At 60.8% G+C, this 21675-nt stretch carries 23 protein-coding genes; 6 read left to right on the top strand and 17 right to left on the bottom strand.

Going from position 1 to position 21675, the window contains the following annotated elements:
- The first annotated feature begins 47 nt into the window (after positions 1-47).
- Positions 48-932, top strand: a complete 885-nt coding sequence (locus tag CQ019_RS00785; RefSeq protein WP_105568716.1) for a 1,4-dihydroxy-2-naphthoate polyprenyltransferase — start codon at positions 48-50, stop codon at positions 930-932.
- Between the two features lie 41 nt (positions 933-973).
- On the opposite strand, the gene CQ019_RS00780 is transcribed toward CQ019_RS00785, so the two are convergent.
- Positions 974-1255, bottom strand: coding sequence for a DUF4229 domain-containing protein (locus CQ019_RS00780; RefSeq protein WP_096283418.1), 282 nt, complete (start codon positions 1253-1255; stop codon positions 974-976).
- Between the two features lie 53 nt (positions 1256-1308).
- Between CQ019_RS00780 and CQ019_RS00775 the strand changes: the two genes are divergently transcribed.
- Complete coding sequence (locus tag CQ019_RS00775) at positions 1309-1704, top strand: PLDc N-terminal domain-containing protein (RefSeq protein WP_105553219.1); 396 nt, start codon at positions 1309-1311, stop codon at positions 1702-1704.
- Positions 1705-1987: 283 nt separating this feature from the next.
- On the opposite strand, the gene ccsB is transcribed toward CQ019_RS00775, so the two are convergent.
- Genes ccsB through CQ019_RS00750 form a run of 5 tightly spaced genes read right to left on the bottom strand, consistent with a single transcriptional unit; the run spans position 1988 to position 6737 of the window.
- Positions 1988-3058: a c-type cytochrome biogenesis protein CcsB gene (gene ccsB / locus CQ019_RS00770; protein ID WP_096283414.1), complete on the bottom strand. Its 1071-nt coding sequence runs from the start codon at positions 3056-3058 to the stop codon at positions 1988-1990.
- On the bottom strand, positions 3051-4679 hold the full coding sequence (locus CQ019_RS00765; RefSeq protein WP_096283412.1) for a cytochrome c biogenesis protein ResB: 1629 nt from the start codon (positions 4677-4679) through the stop codon (positions 3051-3053). The genes ccsB and CQ019_RS00765 overlap by 8 nt, the downstream gene beginning before the upstream one ends.
- Positions 4679-5449, bottom strand: coding sequence for a cytochrome c biogenesis CcdA family protein (locus tag CQ019_RS00760; RefSeq protein WP_255248329.1), 771 nt, complete (start codon positions 5447-5449; stop codon positions 4679-4681). Before CQ019_RS00760 ends, CQ019_RS00765 begins: the two co-directional genes overlap by 1 nt.
- Entirely contained in the window at positions 5446-6069 is a 624-nt protein-coding gene (locus tag CQ019_RS00755) for a TlpA disulfide reductase family protein (protein WP_096283410.1), read from the bottom strand. The genes CQ019_RS00760 and CQ019_RS00755 overlap by 4 nt, the downstream gene beginning before the upstream one ends.
- Before the next feature lie 5 nt (positions 6070-6074).
- On the bottom strand, positions 6075-6737 hold the full coding sequence (locus CQ019_RS00750; RefSeq protein WP_105568715.1) for a histidine phosphatase family protein: 663 nt from the start codon (positions 6735-6737) through the stop codon (positions 6075-6077).
- Positions 6738-6920: 183 nt separating this feature from the next.
- Here CQ019_RS00750 and CQ019_RS00745 point away from each other — a divergent pair, with 183 nt between their 5' ends.
- Positions 6921-7664, top strand: coding sequence for a DUF4199 domain-containing protein (locus CQ019_RS00745; RefSeq protein WP_105553221.1), 744 nt, complete (start codon positions 6921-6923; stop codon positions 7662-7664).
- 99 nt (positions 7665-7763) lie between these two features.
- On the opposite strand, the gene CQ019_RS00740 is transcribed toward CQ019_RS00745, so the two are convergent.
- Complete coding sequence (locus CQ019_RS00740; RefSeq protein ID WP_374954779.1) at positions 7764-8435, bottom strand: redox-sensing transcriptional repressor Rex; 672 nt, start codon at positions 8433-8435, stop codon at positions 7764-7766.
- Between the two features lie 23 nt (positions 8436-8458).
- Positions 8459-8695, bottom strand: coding sequence for a glutaredoxin family protein (locus tag CQ019_RS00735; protein WP_105553223.1), 237 nt, complete (start codon positions 8693-8695; stop codon positions 8459-8461).
- Positions 8696-8766: 71 nt separating this feature from the next.
- On the opposite strand from CQ019_RS00735, the gene CQ019_RS00730 reads away from it, so the two are divergent.
- Complete coding sequence (locus tag CQ019_RS00730) at positions 8767-9573, top strand: HAD family phosphatase (protein WP_105553224.1); 807 nt, start codon at positions 8767-8769, stop codon at positions 9571-9573.
- Positions 9574-9660: 87 nt separating this feature from the next.
- Here CQ019_RS00730 and CQ019_RS00725 read toward each other — a convergent pair whose 3' ends face one another.
- From CQ019_RS00725 to CQ019_RS00705, 5 genes are all read right to left on the bottom strand, one after another.
- Positions 9661-9759, bottom strand: a complete 99-nt coding sequence (locus CQ019_RS00725; RefSeq protein ID WP_005504750.1) for a 30S ribosomal protein bS22 — start codon at positions 9757-9759, stop codon at positions 9661-9663.
- 138 nt (positions 9760-9897) lie between these two features.
- Positions 9898-10122 carry a helix-turn-helix domain-containing protein gene (locus tag CQ019_RS00720; protein ID WP_096257016.1) on the bottom strand — a complete coding sequence of 75 codons (225 nt, stop codon included), beginning with the start codon at positions 10120-10122 and terminating at the stop codon, positions 9898-9900.
- Between the two features lie 262 nt (positions 10123-10384).
- Positions 10385-11728 (bottom strand): NADP-specific glutamate dehydrogenase, encoded by a 1344-nt coding sequence (gene gdhA, locus CQ019_RS00715; RefSeq protein ID WP_105553225.1) that lies wholly within the window; start codon positions 11726-11728, stop codon positions 10385-10387.
- Between the two features lie 194 nt (positions 11729-11922).
- Complete coding sequence (locus CQ019_RS00710; protein WP_374954772.1) at positions 11923-12372, bottom strand: ArsR/SmtB family transcription factor; 450 nt, start codon at positions 12370-12372, stop codon at positions 11923-11925.
- A gap of 82 nt (positions 12373-12454) precedes the next feature.
- Positions 12455-13570 carry an acetoin utilization protein AcuC gene (locus CQ019_RS00705; protein WP_105569231.1) on the bottom strand — a complete coding sequence of 372 codons (1116 nt, stop codon included), beginning with the start codon at positions 13568-13570 and terminating at the stop codon, positions 12455-12457.
- A 242-nt stretch (positions 13571-13812) separates the two neighbouring features.
- Between CQ019_RS00705 and CQ019_RS00700 the strand changes: the two genes are divergently transcribed.
- Positions 13813-15246, top strand: a complete 1434-nt coding sequence (locus CQ019_RS00700) for a TrkH family potassium uptake protein (RefSeq protein ID WP_105553226.1) — start codon at positions 13813-13815, stop codon at positions 15244-15246.
- Between the two features lie 7 nt (positions 15247-15253).
- A complete protein-coding gene (locus CQ019_RS00695; RefSeq protein ID WP_096283393.1) occupies positions 15254-15910 on the top strand; it encodes a TrkA family potassium uptake protein in 657 nt (218 codons plus the stop codon).
- A 74-nt stretch (positions 15911-15984) separates the two neighbouring features.
- On the opposite strand, the gene proC is transcribed toward CQ019_RS00695, so the two are convergent.
- From proC to topA, 4 genes are read right to left on the bottom strand one after another with little or no spacing between them, the layout of a single operon-like run.
- Entirely contained in the window at positions 15985-16827 is an 843-nt protein-coding gene (gene proC / locus CQ019_RS00690; protein ID WP_096283391.1) for a pyrroline-5-carboxylate reductase, read from the bottom strand.
- A gap of 4 nt (positions 16828-16831) precedes the next feature.
- On the bottom strand, positions 16832-17659 hold the full coding sequence (locus CQ019_RS00685; RefSeq protein WP_096283552.1) for a sugar phosphate isomerase/epimerase: 828 nt from the start codon (positions 17657-17659) through the stop codon (positions 16832-16834).
- A 54-nt stretch (positions 17660-17713) separates the two neighbouring features.
- Positions 17714-18733, bottom strand: coding sequence for a Ppx/GppA phosphatase family protein (locus CQ019_RS00680; protein WP_096283389.1), 1020 nt, complete (start codon positions 18731-18733; stop codon positions 17714-17716).
- 28 nt (positions 18734-18761) lie between these two features.
- Positions 18762-21563: a type I DNA topoisomerase gene (gene topA, locus CQ019_RS00675; RefSeq protein WP_105568713.1), complete on the bottom strand. Its 2802-nt coding sequence runs from the start codon at positions 21561-21563 to the stop codon at positions 18762-18764.
- Positions 21564-21675 lie beyond the last annotated feature (112 nt).

Below are 21675 nucleotides of genomic sequence, written 5' to 3'. Positions count from 1 at the left end.
GGAAACTAAGGGGTCCGAGTTTTTGATCTCGCCGAAAGGAACGAGAAGTGGCAACGCTTTCCCAGTGGGTCGCCGGCGCACGCCTGCGCACCCTGCCCATCGTCATCGCCCCGGTAGTTATCGGCACCGCGGCCGCAGTGGGCGAAACCGGCCAATTTTTATGGTTCCGCTTTGTCCTTGCCCTGTTTGTGGGGCTCCTGCTCCAGGTCGGCGTGAATTACTCAAATGACTACTCCGACGGAATCCGCGGAACCGACGACGAACGGGTCGGCCCGCTGCGCTTGACCGGCTCCAAACTAGCGAAGCCGAAGCACGTGAGAAACGCGGCCTTCGGATGCTTCGGGTTGGCGGCGATTCTCGGATTGCTGCTCGTGATTCTTTCCGCTTCGTGGCCACTGCTCTTGGTGGGCGTCGCGGCGATCTTTGCCGCCTGGGGTTACACCGGCGGCAAGAACCCTTACGGATACCGTGGTTGGGGAGATCTCTACGTCTTCATTTTCTTCGGCTTGGTGGCCACGCTGGGCACCACGTACACGCAGATTGGTCAGCTCACGCTGGCTTCGCTGCTCGGTGCGATCGGCACCGGCCTGATCGGTTGCGCGCTGCTGATGGCAAATAACGTCCGCGACATTCCCACGGACCGCGAAGTTGGCAAGATTACCTTGGCGGTGCGACTGGGCGAACAGTCGGCCCGGTTGAGCTACGTGCTGATGTTGAGCGCCGCCATTGTCTTGCCGCTGCTGCTCACGGGGTCAAACGGTTGGATGTGGCTCATCTTGCTCAGCTTCATCCCGGCCGCCGCTCCAAGCTGGCTGATGCTGCGCGAAGAATCGCTGCCTAAGCTGGTGCTGGTGCTCAAGCAGACGGGCCTGGTGAACGTGGTCTACGCCGCGCTTTTCAGCTTGGCCATCATGCTGCACGCCTGGCTCTAAGGCAGAAGCCTTCCAAAGTGAACAACTTTGGAAGGCTTCGCTTATTTGTTTTCCGGTCGCTGCGATTCGTCGAAGGAATCCTCGATGGCTTCTTCGGCCAGCTGGGATTCGGTCTTCGATGCGCTGGTTTTGGCAAAGGCGTTGCGCGCGTCCTCGTTTGCTGCCAAACGTAGTTTGTTGAAGAACAAATAGGACACGGCAAAGGCGACTATCAGGGCAATCAGGCCCGAGGTGAAGATCGGCCAGGCCATTAGCTTCCACATTGCCAAGAAGACAACGCAGAACAGACCCAACCGAAGCACCGAATATTTCACAAACTGCATACGTTAAAGTCTACCGATGAACCTGTGAGCCAGAAAGTCATTAGACTAGAGGCATGGTCCGCATCATTATTTTTGCCGCACTCATTTCGGTGGCGCTCATGATCTACACATTGATCGAGTGTGCACGCACCGAGCGACATCGGGTGCGCTCCCTGCCCAAAACGGCATGGTTAGTCATCATCATCCTCCTGCCCCTGCTGGGGCCGGGATTGTGGTTTGTTTTAGGTCGTCCGGCCGCGGGGGCAAGCAAGTCCCCGGACAAGCAGAATGCTCCCGACGACGACGAGGATTTCCTCCGCCAGCTGGAAATCTGGCGGCGCCAGCAGCAGCGCGAAACCGAGCTCAAAGCACGTGAGGAAGAACTCAAACGAAAAGAGCGCGAAGCGAAGAAGAAACCTAACAAGGGTAATTCTTCGGACGATTCAGATACTCCGTCCAAGGACAGCTAATTTTCAGCGAAGCGAACTGCAGGGCCCGGCTTATGCCGGTCCCTGCAGTTCTTTCTACGCAACGTTTTCGCTGCGGTGCTAGCCCGTTGCTGATTCCAAGCCCGGAAGGCCGCTAAGCTGCCGCTGGCGGCTGTTGGGCGGCGGCCTAGCCGCGGTGGACTTCAACTTCCGGATCGGCTGGTCACGGCAAGGAGCTTTCCGGGCATGGAAAAGCCCCGAGGGCTGGACCTTTGAGTGGTCCGTCCCTCGGGGCTGCCCCGGCAACCGGGGTCCCGGGTGTGGGCTAGACTCCGGCGTAGGAGTGCAGGCCGTCGAAGAACATATTCACGATGGTGAAGTTGAAGATCACGCAGCCGTAGCCGATGATCGACAGCCAGGCCGAACGGGGCCCGGTCCAGCCACCGGTGGCACGTGCGTGCAGGTAGCCGGCGTAGACCACCCAGATCACGAAGGACCAGACTTCCTTCGGGTCCCAGCCCCAGTAGCGTCCCCAGGCCGCTTCGGCCCAGATCGCGCCGGCCATCACGGTGAAGGTCCACATGACAAACGAAATGGTATTGATCCGGTAGGCGAAGTTCTCCAGCGCGCCCGCTCCGGGAACCAAGCGCATGAATGGCAGCTTGTCCGGCTGGCCGGCGGCCAGCTTGCTCATCCGCGAGTGCTGGATCAGCTGCAGCACGTTCATGGCGAAGCTGATGGAGAACAGCGCCGCGGCGAATACCGCGATGGACACATGGATGACAATCCACGGGCTCTGCAAGGCGGGTACCAGGTGGCCCAACGGAGTGGGGAAGCCCAGGGTCGCGCCGCACAGCATCAGGGTCACCAGGCCGATGATGAAGCTGCCCATGAACCGCAGGTCCTTGAAGAACAAAACCACCAGGTACACCACGGTGACCACCAGCGCGCCGGTGGACAAGAACTCATACATGTTGCCCCACGGCACGCGGTGCGCCGCGACGCCGCGGGCGACGACCGCGAAGCCATGCATCGCCACGCCAAGCCAGGTCAGCACCACCGCGATGCGTGCGATATTGCGCGTCGAGGAGTGCTCGGTGTAGTTCATCTTGTCGTTGACGATGTCTTCGCCAACGTTGTCGGCGCGCGCCGGCTGCGCACCGCGCTTCGGGCGTTTCGGCTGCGCCACCGCGGTCGTTCCGGCACCAACGAGCATCTCGGAGTCGCGTTTTAATGCGGCCGCATCAATTTCGCTGATGCTCTTATTGCTCTTGGCCAGGTCCAGCGCGAAGAAAATGAAGGCAACCATGTAGACGAATGCCGAAAGCAACATGAACAGCTGGCTGTAGTTGCCCAGCGTTTCGTTGATTGGCGCGAGGTTTGAGCCGTTAGGCATTTACTTCTCCTTGGTCCTGCTTCTGGCTGGCCACTGGCCACTTGCTGTCAAAGATATTGTGCAACTCTGCGGATTCACGTTCAAGGCGCGGATCCTCGCCGCGGGCCAGCAGCGCGTATTCAATGCTGCGCTGCCCGTCCTCGTTCTTCAGCTTCACCCAGACGCGTCGGCGCGGAGTGAAGAGCGAGACCGCCAGCCCCGCGAGGGACAAGAAGGCGAAGATGAGGATCGGCGTTTTGCTCGGATCGTAATTCACATCCACGGCGATGAAGCGCTTCAGGTCGTCGAAGGCGATGCTCCCCTTGCCATCGGGCAGGTCATAGGTCTGCCCGGCTTCGAGCACTATGCCGCCGGAGTCGAGATTGCGTGAATTCACCTCGGTGAGGTTCTCGGTGTCCAGCACATACACGTTCTGCGGCACGCCGTCGTCGAGGCCCAGGTTTCCGGCGAAGGAGTTCAGGTGAAGCTGCGGGTTGATCGCGTTGGGATCCCCGGAGATGCCAAAGCCGGTTTCATCGACCAAGGCGGTGGGCAGCAAGAAGCCCTGGAAACCCAGCTGTTCTGGTTTCGCGTCCGGTGCCTTGATGACCATCAGGGAGGTGTACACCGAGTCCTGCGGCACCGAAACCACCGGGCCGGAGAAGGACACATCCCCGTTGCCGTCACGGACCGTCACCACCGGCGCGTAGCCGTTGCCGACCAAGTACACGTCGGCGCCGTTGATGCGCAGCGGGTGGTTGACCTTCAGCTCTTCTTTCACCGGTTCGGCATCGGCAGAACGCCGGGTCTCCACATGCGCGGTGAAATCCAGGGGCTGGCCGAAGTGCGTCTTCGATTCGCGGTCGAAGACGATGTCGAATTTGTCCAGCTTCACCGAATAGGCGGTGAGATTCTCCGGGTTGAAGCTGGTGCCCGGGGTGAAGGAATCATAGGAAACCAGCGAGTTCACGAAGGTCTCCCCCTCCACGATGACGCGCTGCCCGGCGTAGCCGAAGGCTCCGCCGATGGCCACCGAAACGAGCACACCGATCAGCGAGATGTGGAAGGTCAGATTGCCGATTTCCCGGGTGTAGCCGCGTTCGGCCGCTACCGAACGACCGGTTGCATCGGAGCGACGCTCAACACGGTAACCGCGCTTGCGCAGCACCTTGTAGGCATCATCGATGACTTCATCATCGCTAGGAGTATCCGCTTCATCTTCAACCAGCGAAAGTGAGGTGTACTGCGGCAACCGATCGAGTCGGGCGGGAGTGCGTGGCGGCGGGGTGCGCAGTGCCTGCGCGTGCTTCTTCACCCGGGGAATGATGCAACCCACCAGCGAAACGAAGAGCAGAATATAAATCGCGGAGAACCATGCGGAGGAATACACATCGAAGAGCTGGAACCGGTCAAGCCAGGGGCCGGTTGCCGGGTTCTGCTCGAGATACTCATTGACCGTCTCGGGGTTCATCGACCGCTGCGGGAAGATCGATCCCGGAACCGCAGCGACCGCGAGCAGCAGCAGCAAGAACAGGGCGGTTGGCATCGAGGTCAGTTGCGTCCAGATCCACCGCAGCGAACCAAGGAAACCCAGGGCAGGTGCGTCGCCTCGGTCTTTGCCGGTTCGTTTATTTTTCGCCATTAGATCGGCAACCTCACTTCATTGGCAAACCAGTTTTGTAATTCAGCGACCCAGGTTCCCCAGAGCCCGGAGATCATGACCAGTCCGAGCAGGATCAGCATTCCCCCACCCAGACGCATAATCAGCAGCTGATGCTTGCGGAAGAATGCCAGCGCCTGCATGCCGCGCTGCAATCCGAGGGCGATCAGGATGAACGGAAAACCCAATCCAAGGCAATAGAACACCGTCAACAGCGTTCCGCGGGCAACGTTCGCATCGGTGCCAGTGGACATGATCAGCACCGCGCTGAGCGTAGGCCCGATGCACGGGGCCCAGCCCAAACCGAAGGTCAGCCCCAGCACCGGCGCTCCCCAGAGCCCTGCCGGTGGTTTCCGATGAATTTTTCGGTCCCGTTGCATCCAGGAAATTCCGCCCATGAAGACGATGCCCATAAGCACCACGACCAGGCCCAAGGCCTGGGTTACCCAGGCGCCGTTGAACTTCAGCCACGCGGTGGCCTGGCTGAACAGCACGCCGGCCGCGATAAAGACTACCGAGAATCCGAGGACAAACAGCAGCACGCCCAGCAGGACCCGACCGCGGCGGTGCTCGCGCAGATCGGCGCCGGTCAGCCCGGTGACATAACCGAGATATCCCGGGACCAAGGGCAGAACGCACGGTGAGAGGAAGGAAACCAGTCCCGCAAGCATGGCCACCGGGGCGGCCAGCAGCAGCGACCCGTCGAGCGCAATGTCGGCGAAGGGATTCGAAGAGATCAACGGGAGGCTCACAACTCTTCGGTGAGCGCGGTGTCGATCAGGGACTTCAACGTCCCCTTTTCGATAGCACCTATGACGCGGGCGCGAACCCGTCCCTCGCGGTCCAGAACCAGCGTGGAGGGAACCGCCTGCAGTGGTACGTATTTGGTCATCGCCAATTGGATCTGGCCATCGGTGTCTTGCACGGATTCATAAGGGATTTCGAAGCTGCGCTCGAAGGCCAGCGAGGCTTCGGCCTCATCGCGGACGTTGACTCCGATGAATGGAACGTCCTCGCCAAAGTCCTCGGAGAGTTCTTTCAGGTGCGGTGCCTCGATTCGGCACGGTGCGCACGCGGCGTACCAGAAGTTCAGCACCACCGGCTTACCGCGCAGGGCCGCCAGATCGATGGGCGTGCCCTGATAGGTCTCGGAGGTCAGTTCGATTGGCTCGCTGCGCTTCGCGGGCAGATATTCCTGCACCGCGCCGTCGCCGGCGATGTAGTTTTTGTTATCTCCGGAGCGCGCCTGCTTGGCTAGCGGATCCTCGGTGACCGAGCATGCGGCCAGCGGCACAGCCGCCGCGGCAACCAGCATCGAGCGCAGCATGGTGCGACGATTCAGGAAGCGAGGATTCTGCGAGGATTCATTCATTTGGCTTAGGCTCCAGGGATGTTCGCCGCGCCCGCCAGCAGGTCTGGGCTCGGTTCGGTGTAATTCACGGAGCGAAGTTCGTCTCCGTCAAACTCAAAACTCGTTATTGAGCTCAGCGTGCATTCGCGCTGGCGTGGGTCATGCCAGAGCGGCTTGCCTTCACCGGCGCGCCGGGTCACCCAGATAGGCAGCTGGTGGCTGACGATAATGATCTCGGCGCCGTCGCCGTGTTCGGCCACCGCCGCCTGGCGCTGGTCGTCCATGGCCTGTCGCATGCGAGCGACCTGCGCGGCGTACGGTTCGCCCCATGAGGGTTTCAGCGGATTGCGCAGCAGCGGCCAGTACCGCGGATTCTTCAGGTGGGACTTGATCTGTGCCAGACCTTCAAAGCTGTTGCCTGCCTCGATCACCCGGTCATCGGTGATGATGGGCAGGCCCAAAGCCTGGGCCGCGGGCTGTGCGGTCTGCTGCGCTCGAAGCAGCGGGGAGGCAACCAGACGGACTACTCGGGCGCCTTCGGCCTGACCCTTGGCGAAGTACTCTCCGGCTCGATCCGCCATCTGGAAACCCAGCTCGGAAAGGCCATACCCCGGGATCCGGCCATACAAAACGCGGTTCGGGTTGAAAACTTCCCCATGGCGCAACAAATGAACGGTTGAAACTGGCATGGTTACAGTCTCTCAAACAATCAACCTAAAAGATGAAAATTGTGGCCACGATCAAGTATTCACAGCCTCTGCATGGGATTCCCATATCAAAAAACCATCCTTTCGGAGGGGCACATCACAAACGCCACGGACTAGGCTAGTAGTTAGAGTTACTCACCGTTTAGCAGCAATCAAAGGACGATCATGAGCACCAACGATCCGAACCAGCCAGGCCAGCCATATGACCCGTTAGCCGGGTCCGGGAGTTCGAACCCGAACCCCTACGGCGAAAATCCCTACGGTGGGCAGCCGACCCCTTACGGTCAGCCGGCAGCGCAGCAGCTTCCGCAGTTCCAGCAGCAAGGTGGCTACGCTCCGGTCCAGCCGCCTGCCGAGCGTCCCAAGACCTTGCAGATGGCGTTTATTTTCATCATGCTTGCCGGGGTGCTCAGCGCCGCAGCCAGCTGGCTGATCAACAGCACCAACCTCTTCGGCAATATGGTGCGCTCGCAGTGGACGATGTTCGAAGATCAGATGCGCATGCAGATGGAGTCTTCCAACGACGCCGCGATGAATGCAGAGATCGAACGCATGATAGAAAACCCCGACACTTTCCTGTCGCAGATCACTTCCACCATGACCACCTTCACCGTGGTGGGCATGTTCATCACGCTCATCGCCTACTTCTTGGTCGGCTACTTCGTCGGTCGAGGGGTCCGCGCGATGCGGATCATCGCCACGATCCTGGCGGCCATCTCCGTCGTTGGCATGCTGATCAGCCTGCCGATGTTCAGCATGTACGCCAACGCGGCTGATGCCACGATGATCAATGTGGTTTATGCCCTTGGATTCATTGCTGGCGTCGTCGGCGTGGTCTTCGCCTGGTTGCCGGCTTCCTCGCAGTACATCGCCCAGCGCAGCCAGGCGCGCCGGGCTGGCTACCGCTAAACCGTTTCGGGTCCTCAGACCCAGCGCTGAAATTGGCGTAGGCCGTGGCTCATTTGAGCCACGGCCTACGCCGTTAGATTTTAACTGCCCGGTTGCCGCCTAGCGTTGTACCGCGTGGTAGGCCAGGATCTGCAGCTCGGTGGACAGGTCCACGCGGCGGACGATCATGCCCGCCGGAATGCGCAGCGGCTGTGGCGCGAAGCTGAGCACCGACTTCACCCCATGCGCCGCAAGCGCGTCGATCAGCCCCTGGGCCGCGACTCCGGGAACCGCTAGGACCGCGATATTGATCTGCTCCCGCGCAATCACCTCGCCGAGCTCACCGACCGGTTCCACGATAAATTCGCCGACCTCGCTGCCGACCAGGGATACGTCCGCATCGAGGATGGCGCGCACCTGGAAACCTCGGCTGGCAAAACCTGCGTAGCCGCTCAGCGCACGTCCGAGGTTACCGGCGCCGAGGATGGCCACACGCCAGTCCTGGTTCAGGCCCAAGGTCCGGTTGATGTGTTCGGCCAGCTCGGTCACCACATATCCGACGCCACGAGTTCCATAGGAACCAAGCAAGGAGAGGTCCTTGCGGAGGATTGCCGGGTTCACTCCGGCTTCCTTGGCCAGCACACCCGAGCTGGTGCGTTCCACGCCCTGCGCTTCGAACGCATTGAGCGCCCGCAAATACTGGGTCAGGCGCGTCAGCGTCGCTTCGGGCAGTACCCGCGGTTCAATTTCAGCCATGCGCCGCTGCTCTGCTTTTCGAACGGGCCGGTAAATGCATCAAGGGGCCTCTCATGCCATTAGCTGCCCAACAGGCGTTCAAGCCGTTTGGCATCAATGGTCCAGAAGTCCCGGACCTGACCATCAACGAGGAGTACTGGCACCTCTTCGTGGTGGCGTGCCAGCAGTTCGGGATGCTCGTCGATGTCTATTTCGGAGAACTCCATGTTCATCCGTTCGGTGACGTCGTTGACTGTCGCCCTGGCGGCCTCGCACAAATGGCATCCTTGGCGCACCAGTAACTGGATCTCATGCATTTTACTCACCTGTCCATAATCTCACGAGCCGCAACCAGCGTCTAAGTCGGCAATGAAATAAACTGGATCAAATGCAGTCTTCAGAGCACCTCACCAGCCAGAACACGTCGGCGCCACGCGACGTCGTTGCCGCCTTCTTCGACGTGGACAACACCATGGTCCGTGGTGCCTCCCTATATCTGCTGGCCAGGAAGATGCATCAGCGTCGTTTCTTCCGGCTACGCGAAATTCTTTGGTTTGCCCTCAAGCAGCTTCGCTTTGCCGCCCGCGGCGAGCATCTGGGCGACATCCATCAGATTCGCGACCGTGCGCTGCTGATGGCCAAGGGCATTTCGGTCGCCGAGATGGCGCAGATTGGCCAGGAAATCTATGACGAGTACATTGAGCCTAAGTTATGGAAAGGCACGGTCTCCATCGCCCATCAGCATCGCGCCGTGGGCCGAGAAGTTTGGCTGGTCACCGCGACCCCGCTAGAAGTAGCGAACGTCATATCCGAACGCTTGGAACTCACCGGTGCCTTGGGGACCGTGGTTGAAAATGTGGATGGTAAATACACCGGCGCGCTGGCCACCCCGATCTTGCATGCGGCCGAAAAAGCTCAGGCCGTTCGTACGCTGGCTAAGGAACGTGGAATCAAGCTTTCCAAGTCCTGGGCATACTCGGACTCCTACAACGATGTGCCGCTGCTAGAGGCGGTGGGACATCCTGTTGCGATCAACCCGGACGCGCGGCTGAGGGCCTACGCCAAGCGTCGCGGATGGCAGGTCTACGACTTCCGCACCGGACAGCGTGCGGCGCGGATCAGCCTGCGTCTGGCCGGTGTGCTGGGCGCGGTGTGGGCCGCGAAGCGTTCACTACCAAGCCGCCGCGGGAAATAGCTGGGGAAAAAGCAATCGCCACCGTCAAGGTCAAGCCTTGATACGGTGGCGATAATTGCCAAGAGGCAAATGCTGCTTGAAGCAGATTTACTTCTTATTACGACGCTGGTGACGAGTTTTACGAAGCAATTTACGGTGCTTCTTCTTCGACATACGCTTACGGCGCTTCTTGATAACAGAGCCCATAGTGGTTCCTCACAAACTAAATAAATATGTCAACCAAAATGTAGGCTTAAGAACAAGCATAAGCTACAAGGTTGACCGGACGTTAAACGTTCCTTAATAGATTACCCGCTTTTCGGCCATGCTCTGACCATCGCGCGGCTATCGACCGAGGGAACCTGTTCCACGCTGCGGGTCAATCGCCGCAGCTTGCAGGTAGGCTTCCACTGCGTTTTCCGGAACGCGATAGGAGCGACCGAATTGAACAGCAGGCAAGTCGCCTGCATGAATCAGGCGATAAACCGTCATTTTAGAAACACGCATCATCTCGGCCACTTCAGCGACCGTCATGAAACGGGCTCCTGCAAAATTCTGTTTATCCGCCATAGGGGAATTTCTCCTGACGCTGATCTCTGATTCGTCGTTTATATTGCTCGCGTGAACAAATACGACTTGGGATCAACATCGGCAATCATATTCACGTTCGCTCGATCCCAGTCTAGTCGCACTTACGTAACTTTTGCATCACGGAACACACCTGAACCACATTTAGATCTCAAAAAAGAGATTTTAAAAGCTGCTGGCCGCCGTTCCGAGGCCGGAAACGGCGTCGAAACAGCGGCCAAGAGGTCGCTTGAGGGTCGAGGGACTAGATCAAGCCCTGAGCCAGCATTGCGTCGGCAACCTTGACGAAGCCGGCGATATTGGCGCCGGCAACGTAGTTGCCCGGCACCCCGTATTCGTCGGCGGTGGTTGCGCAACGCTCGTGAATGCCTACCATGATCTCGGTCAGGCGAAGCTCGGTGTGCTCGAAGGTCCACGAGTCGCGGCTAGCGTTCTGCTGCATTTCCAGCGCAGAAGTAGCCACGCCACCGGCGTTGGCGGCCTTGCCCGGGCCGAAGAGGATGCCAGCATCCTGGAATACCGAGGTCGCCTCGGCGGTGGTTGGCATATTGGCGCCTTCGGCCACGGCGATAGTTCCCGCGGCAACCATCTTCTTCGCCGAGGCTGCTCCAAGTTCGTTCTGCGTGGCACACGGCAGGGCTACCGCGCCCTGCACGTCCCAGACGTTTCCGTCGGCCACGTAGGAAACCTTCTTGCTCCCCCGGCGCTCGGCGTATTCGCTGATACGTCCGCGCTCGACTTCCTTGATCTGGCGCAGCAGATCAAGATCGATGCCATTTTCGTCGACGATGAATCCGCTGGAATCCGAGGCGGTAATCACCTTCGCGCCCAGATCCTGAGCCTTCTCGATGGCATGCAGCGCCACGTTTCCGGACCCCGAAACGACCACGCGCTGGCCGTCGAAGCTCATCCCGCGGGTCTTGAGCATCTCTTCGGTAAAGATCACCGCGCCGTAGCCGGTGGCTTCCGGGCGTACCAATGAGCCGCCCCAGCTCAGCCCCTTGCCGGTCAGCACGCCAGACTCGTAGCGATTGGTGATTCGCTTGTACTGGCCGAAGAGGTAGCCGATCTCACGGCCACCGACACCAATGTCACCGGCTGGAACGTCGGTGTATTCGCCGATATGACGGTAGAGCTCGGTCATGAACGACTGGCAGAAGCGCATCACCTCGCCGTCGGTCTTCCCGCGCGGGTCAAAGTCCGAGCCGCCCTTGCCACCACCAATTGGCATGCCGGTCAGGGAGTTCTTGAAGATCTGTTCGAAGCCAAGGAACTTGACGATGCCCAGATAAACCGAAGGATGGAAACGCAGTCCGCCCTTGTATGGGCCCAGCGCGGAGTTGAACTCGACACGGAAACCGCGGTTGATCTGCACACGACCCTGGTCATCTACCCAAGGCACGCGGAAAATGATCTGGCGCTCTGGCTCGCACAGGCGCTGAAGAATAGCAGCCTCTGCATACTCTGGGTGCTTCTGTGACACCGCTTCGAGGCTCTCGAAGACTTCGGTCACGGCCTGGTGGAATTCTGCCTCACCGGGATTACGGCGGAAGACTTCGTCGCGAATACTCGCTAGTTGCTTGTCCAAGTTTTTCTCCTCATCACTTGGGGCAGGCCTCAGGGGCGCGCAAAAGCCCACCGGCCCGGCAACTCTGCCCCACGCAAGAGAATGCCATGCCTGACATTCTCAATGAAAATTCTTTGTTACATACAGCGCTCGCCTGCGTAACTTAAATATCACCGACCGCAATGCCCGAATCCGCTTTTAGTCAGGTCAGATAGCTAACGTCGACGGCCGAAGCGTGGGAAGCGCTCCAATATTTCTTGCGCTCGTCCCGTGACTTGTTCGAGCCCCCGCCCTACACTGCGTCCGAGCTGATGAGCTGCGGCTGGAAGTGCGTTGGCGTCCTGCGGATCTTGAATCAGGTCCAGATCCACCGGCATCAGCTCCGCCGCCGGCTCCTCGGCCGGCAAAAACTCTACGCACCAGGACACCAGGGTGTCGATCGCTTCGCACTGCACACTGTAGATGCGGCGTTGGCCTTGGGCTGTCATGCTGACCAGGTCCGCTTCACGCAGAACCTTCAGGTGCTTGGAGACGGTCGGTTGAGAAATCTCCAACTGAACCACCAAGGCACCAACCGCCATCGGCTCGATCTTTAACGCCTCGATGATCTTGCGTCGGGTTGGTTCTGCCAATGCAGAAAATACGTCGTCAATAGCCACAGACATTACCCTATCGGCAGATGGCCTTACAGGAACGAATTTTTTGCCCCTGTTGAGGGTCGAGATTGATCACAGGAAAGCGAACGCCTTAGTCAAACCACGGGTCCAGCCCATAGAGCGGGAAAACTTCCTTACGCGTGGCGATAATCGTACGGTCCACCGGATCGGCCGGATCATAACCGACCTCCCAGTTCCGCCACCACAATTGGGCGTCATCCCCCATCAGATAGGGCACCGCCCGGCCGTAGGTTTCCAGCACATGGCGCCGGAAGCCCTCCGGAACGTAGGTACGCAAGGCAATGGGCTTGCCGGCGGCGATCGCCGTCAGGTGGGTCCACGTGCGCGGCACGACGGCGGTGACGTTGTAGCCGCCGCCTCCGGTAGCCAGCCAGCGGCCCTGGCAAACCTCGTCCGCCAGCTGGGAGATATCCAGAGCCACCTGGCGCTGGGCGTCCACCGATAGCTTCAGATTGGTCATGTCGTCATCGCGATGGGCATCGCAGCCGTGCTGGGACACGATGACCTCCGGATTGAAGGCGCGCACCAGCTGCGGAACCACCGCGTGGAAGGCGCGCATCCACGCGGCGTCCCCGGTCATCGCGGGCAAGGCGATATTCACCGCGCTGCCCTCGGCCTGCGGGCCTCCGGTCTCGTTGGCGAACCCGGTGCCGGGAAAGAGCGAAAGCCCCGACTCATGGATGGAAATCGTCAAGACCCGGTCATCGTCCCAGAAGATCGATTCGGTGCCGTCACCGTGGTGGGCATCGACGTCGATATAGCAAACACGTTTCGCACCACGCTCCAGCATGCGGTGAATGGCTGCGGCGGCGTCGTTGAAGATGCAGAAGCCGCTGGCCTTGTTGCGCTTGGCATGATGCATCCCGCCGGCGAAGTTCACCGCGCGCACGGTTGATTCATCCATGATCGCCTCCGCGGCGATCACCGAACCGCCCACGATGCGCGCGGCCGCCTCATACATCCCGGCGAAGACCGGGTCGTCTTCGGTTCCCAAACCAAAGTCGACCGCGATCAGCGTGGGGTCGGCGCTGACCTGCTTCACCTGGTCCAGGTAGCCCTGGTCGTGAACGGTCCGCAGCACGGCGTCGCTGGCGACCTCGGGGGCCGAGATGCTCACCGTCGGAGCATCATAAACTTCAAGCTGCTTGCTGAGCCGATGGGTCAGCTCAAGCCGGGCGGGGTGCATCGGATGGTAGTCGCTGAACTTGTACTTCAAGTACTTTTCATCCCAGAGCACCAGGGTGGGTTGCGGCGCATGTCGAGGTTCTAACACCTTTGTAGGCTACCCGATTGTGATCCTTGTAACCCATTTATGGCCGTCCGGGACATTTTGCACGTGTTTCGCGGGGCTAAGACGAGCGCAATTGGTTGCGAACGCGTAAATTACAAGGAGAACCCTCCGTCCCAACGAAATGGCGAATTAAGGCGATGAGCACCCAGAGCGAACCGCGCGACAAGGCGCGGGTAGCTGAATTACGCGAAAAGCGGCGCAAACAGTGGTTGGCGTTGCGCGTGCGGATCGCCGACTTCACGGTCCGCTCCCCCGCCCGCTTGGCCCTAGGCGCCTTCCTCGTGGCCATCGCGATTTTCACTTCCCTGCTGGCAGCCCCGTTCTCCTCGGCTTCCGGGGAAGCGACCGCATTGCACGACGCGCTGTTCACCGCCGTCTCGGCGGTCTGCGTCACCGGCCTGACCACGGTCTCCACCGCGGTCCACTGGTCCTTCGCCGGGCAGCTGATCATGATCATCGGCGCCTTCATGGGCGGGCTGGGAATCCTGACCCTGGCCTCGATCCTCTCCCTGGCGGTCTCGCGCAAGCTCGGCGTGCGCGGCAAGCTGATGGCGCAGAATTCCATGAACACCACCGGGGCCTCCGCCCTGGGCGAGGTCGGCTCGCTGCTGCGCATCGTGATCCTGACCGCGGTCAGCCTGCAGGCGTTGATTGCGCTGCTTCTGGTCCCGCGCTTCGCGGTGCTCGGCGAAAACCTGCCTTCGGCCATCTGGCACGGCGTGTTCTACGCGGTCTCCTCCTTCAACAACGCCGGCTTCACCCCGCACTCCGACGGGCTGGTGCCCTACGGAACGGACCTGTGGATCCTCGGCCCGCTGATGTTCGGGGTGTTCCTGGGTTCCCTGGGCTTCCCCGTGATCATGGTGCTGCTCGTCCACCGGTTCAATGCGAAGAAATGGAATCTGCACACCAAGCTCACCCTGATGGTGACCCTGATCCTGCTGGTCGCCGGCGCCCTGCTGTGGCTCGTGGTCGAATGGAACAACCCGCGCACCATTGGGACCATGGATTCCGGCGACAAGCTCGTCCATGGCTTATTCGCCTCGGTGATGACCCGTTCTGGCGGATTCAACCTCGTGGACCAAAACGACATGAGCCAGGTATCGGTGCTCATCACCGATGCGCTGATGTTCGCCGGCGGCGGTTCGGCCTCCACGGCCGGCGGCATCAAGGTCACCACGATCGCCGTGATGTTCCTGGCGATCATGGCCGAGGTGCGCGGCGAGCGCGATGCGAAGGCTTTCGGCCGGCGCATCCCGGAAGGCACCATGCGCGTGGCGGTGTCGGTGGTCGCCCTCGGCGCCACCTTGGTGATGGTGTCCACCGGCTTGCTGCTGGCCATCGACCAGGAGGTCGGTTTCTCCCGCGCATTGTTCGAATCGATCTCCGCATTCGGTACCGTAGGACTGAGCATGGGAGTCTCCGCAGAGATGCCTCCCGCAGGTAAATACGTACTGAGCGCCCTGATGTTCGCCGGACGTATCGGAAGCATCACCTTGGCCAGCGCCTTGACCATGCGTCATCGCGATACGCTGTATAGCCTCCCCGAAGAAAGGCCGATCATTGGCTGAGAAAAGTATGGAGCACAACGCACCGGTGCTCGTCATCGGACTGGGACGCTTCGGCGCCTCGGTGGCCGAAACCCTGGTCAAGCAGGGCCGCGAGGTGCTCGCCATCGAACGCAGCCCGGAATTGGTCCAGCAGTGGGCCAGCACGCTGACCCATGTGGTGGCGGCCGACGCCACCAATATCGATGCGCTGCGCCAGCTGGGCGCCCAGGAGTTCAGCTCCGCGGTGGTCGGGGTGGGCACCTCGATCGAGTCCTCGGTGCTGATTACCGTGAATCTGGTGGATCTGGGGATCGAGCACCTCTGGGTGAAGGCGATTACGCCTTCCCACGGCAAGATCCTCACCCGCATCGGCGCGAACCATGTGATTTATCCGGAGGCCGATGCCGGGGTTCGCGCGGCCCACCTGGTCGGTGGACGCATGCTGGACTTCATCGAGTTCGATGATGGCTTCGCGATTGTGAAGATGTACCCGCCAAAGGAAACCCAGGGCTTCACCCTGGCCGAATCGCAGGTGCGTTCCAAATACGGGATCACCATCGTCGGGGTGAAAACCCCGGGCGAGGACTTCACCTACGCGGTGCCGGACACGATGGTCACGAGGCGTGACATATTGATCGTCTCCGGGCACGTGGACCTGCTCGAACGCTTCGCCGCCCGCCCCTAAACGGGCGTTAAGACGGCTATGGCGCCGGTCCCCCAGTTCGGGGTGCCGGCGCCATAGAACTTTTAATCGCTGGATTAGCCGAGTTCTGCGCTGAGCTGCGCGGCACGCGCGGCGGCGGCCTTGGCCCCGGCTTCGATAATCGCTGGAATCCCCTGCGCATCGAAGGTCAGAATCGCTTGCTCGGTGGTGCCCTTGGGGCTCGTAACCGCACGACGCATATCTGCCGGGTTGGCCTGCGGGTCAGCGAGCATCTTGCCGGCTCCGGCCACGGTGGCACGGGCCAGATCCATGGCGAGCTTCTCGTCGAGCCCCATGGCGATACCGGCGTTGGTCATCGCTTCGGCCAGGTAGAAGCCATAGGCCGGGCCGGAGCCCGAGATCGCCCCGAGCGCGTTTTGCTGCGACTCGTCGATCACGTGGACCTCCCCGGAACCGGCAAAGAGCTCGGCGACAAGGTTGATTTGCGTCTCGCTCACCGCCTGGCCTGCGCTCAAGCCGACGACTCCGGAACCAACCATCAGCGGCGTGTTCGGCATGGAACGGATCACCGGCTGTCCGTCGCGCAGCTGCCCCTGCATGGTGGCGAGGGTAATCGCCGCGGCCACCGAGACCACCACGGTCTGCGCAGGCAAGGCTTCGGAAATCTCGGCGCAGAGCGCGGTAATCCCTACCGGCTTCACCCCGAGGAAAACGATGTCCGCTTCGGCGGCGGCCTTCGAATTCGCTTCGGGATCTTCGTCGCCGATCAGCACGTTGATGCCCAGTTCGCGCAGTTGCGCGGCACGGTTGTCGCTGCGCAGGGTTGCGGTAATTTTCTTCGGGTCATGTCCGGCGCCCAAGATACCGCGCAGGATCGCTCCGTTCATTGAGCCCGTGCCCAAAAATGCGAGTCGGAGATTATTCGTAGCTTCGCTCATACAGTTATTTTGTCACCCGTTCAGAGTCTTGATTAATTGACAGATGCTGGCGTGCAAATTCGAGCGTCTGGCCCAGCCATTCTTCTTTTTGCCCCGCCTGTTTGGCCTTGCGCGTTGATACTTCCACCGCGACCACGCCATCCCACTGGGAATCGCGCAAGAAATTCAGCGATTCAACGACCGGCTGCGTACCCAATCCGGGCACCAAATGCTCATCCTTGCCGTTATCCAACCCATCACACAGGTGGACGTGGGTCAACCTGTCCCCCAGGTCCTCAAACGCTTGGCGAGAGTTCATAGTTGCAATGGCCGCATGGGAAAAGTCCCAAGTGACATGGCGATAGTCCTCGGGGACCGGGTTCCAATGCGGCAGATACATCTTGGAGGATTCACGTCCGCGGCTGCGCCACGGGTACATGTTTTCAACCGCGATTTTCATGCCCGTGGAGTCGGTCAGCCGGCGTACGCCCTCGACGAATCCTTCGGCATAGTTCCCCTGCCAACGAAACGGCGGGTGCGCAACAACCACGCTGGCTCCTACCGCTTTCGCCAGGATCACCGACCGCTCGATTTTTGCCCACGCCGAACCCCAGACCTGCTGGGTAAGCAGCAGGGTTGGCGCGTGTATCGCCATAATAGGCAATTGGTATTTGTCCATCAGGGCCATCAGCGCGGTGGCTGACTGACTGGCCTGGTTGCCGGTCACCAACACCTCAAGCCCGTCGTAGCCCACGTCCTTGGCTATCGCGAAGGCGTCATGTACGGTCAGCGGATAGACCGAGGCACTGGATAGTGTCACCGGTACCCGAGGTACACGCTGCTGGTCTTCCATATCCGACCCCTCCTCGTCGCGCCGCTGCATAGCGGCGCCTTTTCCAGTGAAGCGCTAGGCCGTAGGTTCGCCGAGACTTAAGGTCTTCAACGAGCCCAATGCAACCTCTCCTACCCCCACGCTACTACTGAGCGGTGTCGAAGAGTCAAACATCACGTGATCAAAACGTCGCAGCATGAGACCTTCGCGTAACGCCCAAGGGCAGATGCGGACACTTTTGAGTTTTAATGCGCTCATCGCCTCATGAGCAACGATCGCACCGGCGAGCAGCTGCGGGGCGCGGATTTCCGAGACGCCCGGCAGTTCGGCGCGTTCGTCCCAGCTCATCGCGGTCAGCCGGTTGGTCCAGAGTTTCAGCGAATCGCGGTGCAGCACGCGTTTGACGTATGGCCCCTCCCCGCTGGGGGCGGATCCGGTGATCCGCGACAGCGACCGAAAGGTTTTCGAGGTGGCCGTGGCCAGCGTGGGCTTGCCGTATTGGCGCAGTTCGGTGGTCGGGTCGGTGAGCACATCACGCACGTAGTTGCGCAGCTCCCGGACTTCCTTGATCGAAGGCAAATCGTTGGGCAGCCATTCGCGGGTCAGCCTGCCGGCGCCCAGCGGCACGGAGAAGGCGACCTGGGGGAATTCGTCGGTGCCCACCGCAAGTTCGAGCGAACCACCGCCCATATCCAGGTTGAGGATCGATTCGGACGACCAGCCGAACCAGCGGCGCACCGAGTAGAAGGTCATTCCGGCTTCTTCTTCGCCGGAAAGCTCCATCAGGCTCACACCGGTTTCCCGGCTCACCCGTTCGAGCACAGCTACGCCATTGGAGGATTCCCGAATGGCAGAGGTGCAAAATCCCATGAAGTCTTCGACCCGATGGCTTTTGGCGAACTCGGCTGCCTCCTTGATGAAGGCGATGAGTTCTTGCTGCCCCTCTTCGGTGATGGCGCCATACTCGTTGAGGTAGCGCACCAGCGACAACGGTCGTTTATGCGAGGCATAAGAGACCGGTCGGGCGCCTGGGTAGGCGTCCACCAATAATAGGTGGACGGTATTCGAACCAATATCCAAAACGCCAAGTCTCATGGTGCGCTCCTCAACTCAGAGACGAAGTCTACTTCTCGCTCTTCTTGGCGGTGGTTTTCTTCGCCGTGGTCGCCTTCTTGGCCGGGGCCTTCTTGGCTGCGGGCTTCTTCGCGGGAGCCTTTTTCGCTGCCGTGCGCTTCACCGGGCCACGGGCGCGCTTATCCGCCAGCAGCTCAATGGCTTGCTCACGCGTCAGCTCCTCCAAGGAGGTTGTGCGCGGCACGGTGATGTTGGTGACGCCGTCGGTAATGTATGGGCCGAAGCGACCATCCTTGACCACGATGTTCTTCTCGCTCGTCGGGTCCACCCCGAACTCGGCCAGTGGCGGCACCGCGGCGCGGCGGCCACGCTGCTTGGGCTGTGCGTAGATTGCCAGCGCCTCGTCGAGGGTGATGGTGAAGATCTGCTCTTCGCTGTCGATGGAACGCGAATCGCTGCCCTTTTTCAGATACGGACCGAAGCGGCCGTTCTGCACGGTGATCTCTTCGCCCTCGGCGTCGGCACCGAGCACCCGGGGCAGGCTCATCAGCTGCAGAGCCTCATCCAGGGTGACGGTTTCCACGGTCATGGTCTTGAACAGCGACGCGGTGCGTGGCTTGACCTTGACCGGCTTCTTCGGCGGCTTTGGCTTGCCGTTCTTGTAGTATTCCACCGGCTGCGCGGCGATTTCCTCTTCCGTGAGCTCCGGGATGATCTCGGTGACGTAGGCGCCGTAACGGCCGTCCTTGGCCACGATCTTGCGGCCGGTAGCCTCTTCGATGCCCAGCTCGCGTTCGGAGACCTGGGCGGTGGCGAACAGTTCCTCGGCCTTCGCCGCGGTCAGCTCGTCCGGAGCCAGTTCCTCGGGCACATTCGCGCGCTGCGGGTCGGTGCCTTCTTCGGCGCCTTCCGGGATGGCGCGTTCCAGGTATGGGCCGAACTTGCCCACGCGCAAGGTGATGTCATCGGTGATCTTGATGGAGTTGATCGCCCGAGCGTCGATGTCGCCGAGGTTGTCCACCACGTGCTTCAGGCCCTCCGGGCTGGTTTCGCCCTTGCCGCCGAAGTAGAACATGTTCAACCAGTCGGAGCGCGCACGGTTGCCCTGTGCGATTTCGTCCAGGTCGTCTTCCAAGCGTGCGGTGAAGTCGTAGTCCACATACTTGGCGAAGTGCTCTTCGAGCAGGCGGATTACCGAGAACGCGATCCAGCTTGGCACCAGGGCGCCGCCGCGCTTGGTCACGTAGCCGCGATCCATGATGGTGGAGATGGTCGGCGCGTAGGTCGAGGGACGGCCAATCTCGCGCTTTTCCAGCTCGGCGACGATGGACGCTTCGGTATAGCGCGCCGGCGGGGTGGTTTCGTGGCCCAGTGCGGTCAGCTCATCCCCGGTCAGCCCCTGTCCCACGGCGAGCTGAGGCAGGCGTGCCTCGGCGTTCTCCGGCTTATCTGCCGCGTCGCTCTCGGAGTCCTTGCCTTCTTCGTAGGCCGAGAGGAAACCGCGGAAGGTGATGACGGTACCGGAGGCAGAGAATTCGGCAACGCGCTGATCGCTAGCGGTGCCCGCGAGCTTGATGGTGGCGGTGAATCCCTTGGCATCTGCCATCTGCGAGGCGACGGTGCGCTTCCAGATCAGCTCGTACAGGGTGAATTCATCCTTGGAGAGCTGGGAGCGGACGTCCTTTGGGCGGCGGAACATGTCACCGGCCGGACGAACTGCTTCGTGGGCTTCTTGAGCGGAGTCGGACTTGCCCTTGTACATGCGAGGGCTCTTGGGAATCGAATCCGAGCCATAAAGTTCGGTGGCTTGGGTGCGGGCGGCGCGGACGGCCTCATTCGACAGGAATACCGAGTCGGTACGCATGTAGGTGATGTAACCGTTTTCGTACAGACGCTGCGCGATCTGCATGGTCAGCTTCGAGCTCCAGCGTAGCTTACGGCTGGCTTCCTGCTGCAAGGTCGAAGTGGTGAAGGGCGCTGCCGGACGTCGGGTGTAGGGCTTGTCCTCCACGGAGGTGACGGCAAAGTCGCTGTTGGCCAAATTGCTGACCAATGATTCGGCGGCTTCCTGGTTCAGCTCCGCGACCGGGTTGCGGGTGGTCTTCAGCTGGCCGCGGTCATCGTAGTCGCGGCCTGAGGCGACGCGCTTGCCGTCCACCGAGGAGAGCTTGGCGGCGAAGGTTTCCCCAACGGTGGTGGCGAAGCTTCCCTTGACATCCCAGTACCCGGCGGAGACGAAAGCCATGCGCTCACGTTCACGCTCAACCACCAGCCGGGTGGCGACCGACTGGACACGGCCGGCGGAGAGCCCGCGGGCAATCTTGCGCCACAGAACCGGAGAGATCTCGTAACCGTAGAGGCGATCCAGGACGCGGCGGGTTTCCTGCGCATCGACCAGATCGGTATCCAGCTCACGCATCGAGCCCAGGGCGCGCTCGATACCTTCCTTGGTGATTTCGGTGAAGGCAAGACGGCGTACCGGGACCTTGGGCTTAAGCACCTGGAGCAGGTGCCACGCGATGGCTTCGCCTTCGCGGTCCGCATCTGTTGCGAGGTAGAGTTCGTCGGCATCTTTGAGCTTGGCCTTCAGCTCCGAAACGCGCTTCTTCTTATCCGGGTACACCATGTAATAGGGTTCGAAGTCGTTATCGATGTCGACCGCAAATTTGCCCACGGAAGTTTTCTTGAGCTCGGTGGGAAGCTCGGAGGGCTGGGGAAGATCGCGGATGTGGCCCACCGAGGCGTCCACGTCGAAGCCCTCGCCCAGATATTTGGCGATTGACTTTACCTTGGCAGGAGACTCCACGATAACGAGTTTCTTGCCGGTCTTTTCCTTGGCCTTTGCGGGCACAGCTCTCCTTTTATACAACGCGGTTCCGAACGCTTCCCAGCGAGGTAACGCTCGGGCGGCAATCGCAGCACCATTCCTTGCGACCAGAATCAGTCGCAATTCCCGATGATCT

This window comes from Arthrobacter sp. MYb229 (assembly GCF_002975405.1).
Classification (GTDB): Bacteria; Actinomycetota; Actinomycetes; order Actinomycetales; family Micrococcaceae; genus Glutamicibacter.
The sequence above is the reverse complement of the archived record's forward strand: the minus strand, read 5'-3'. Positions and strand labels throughout refer to the sequence as shown.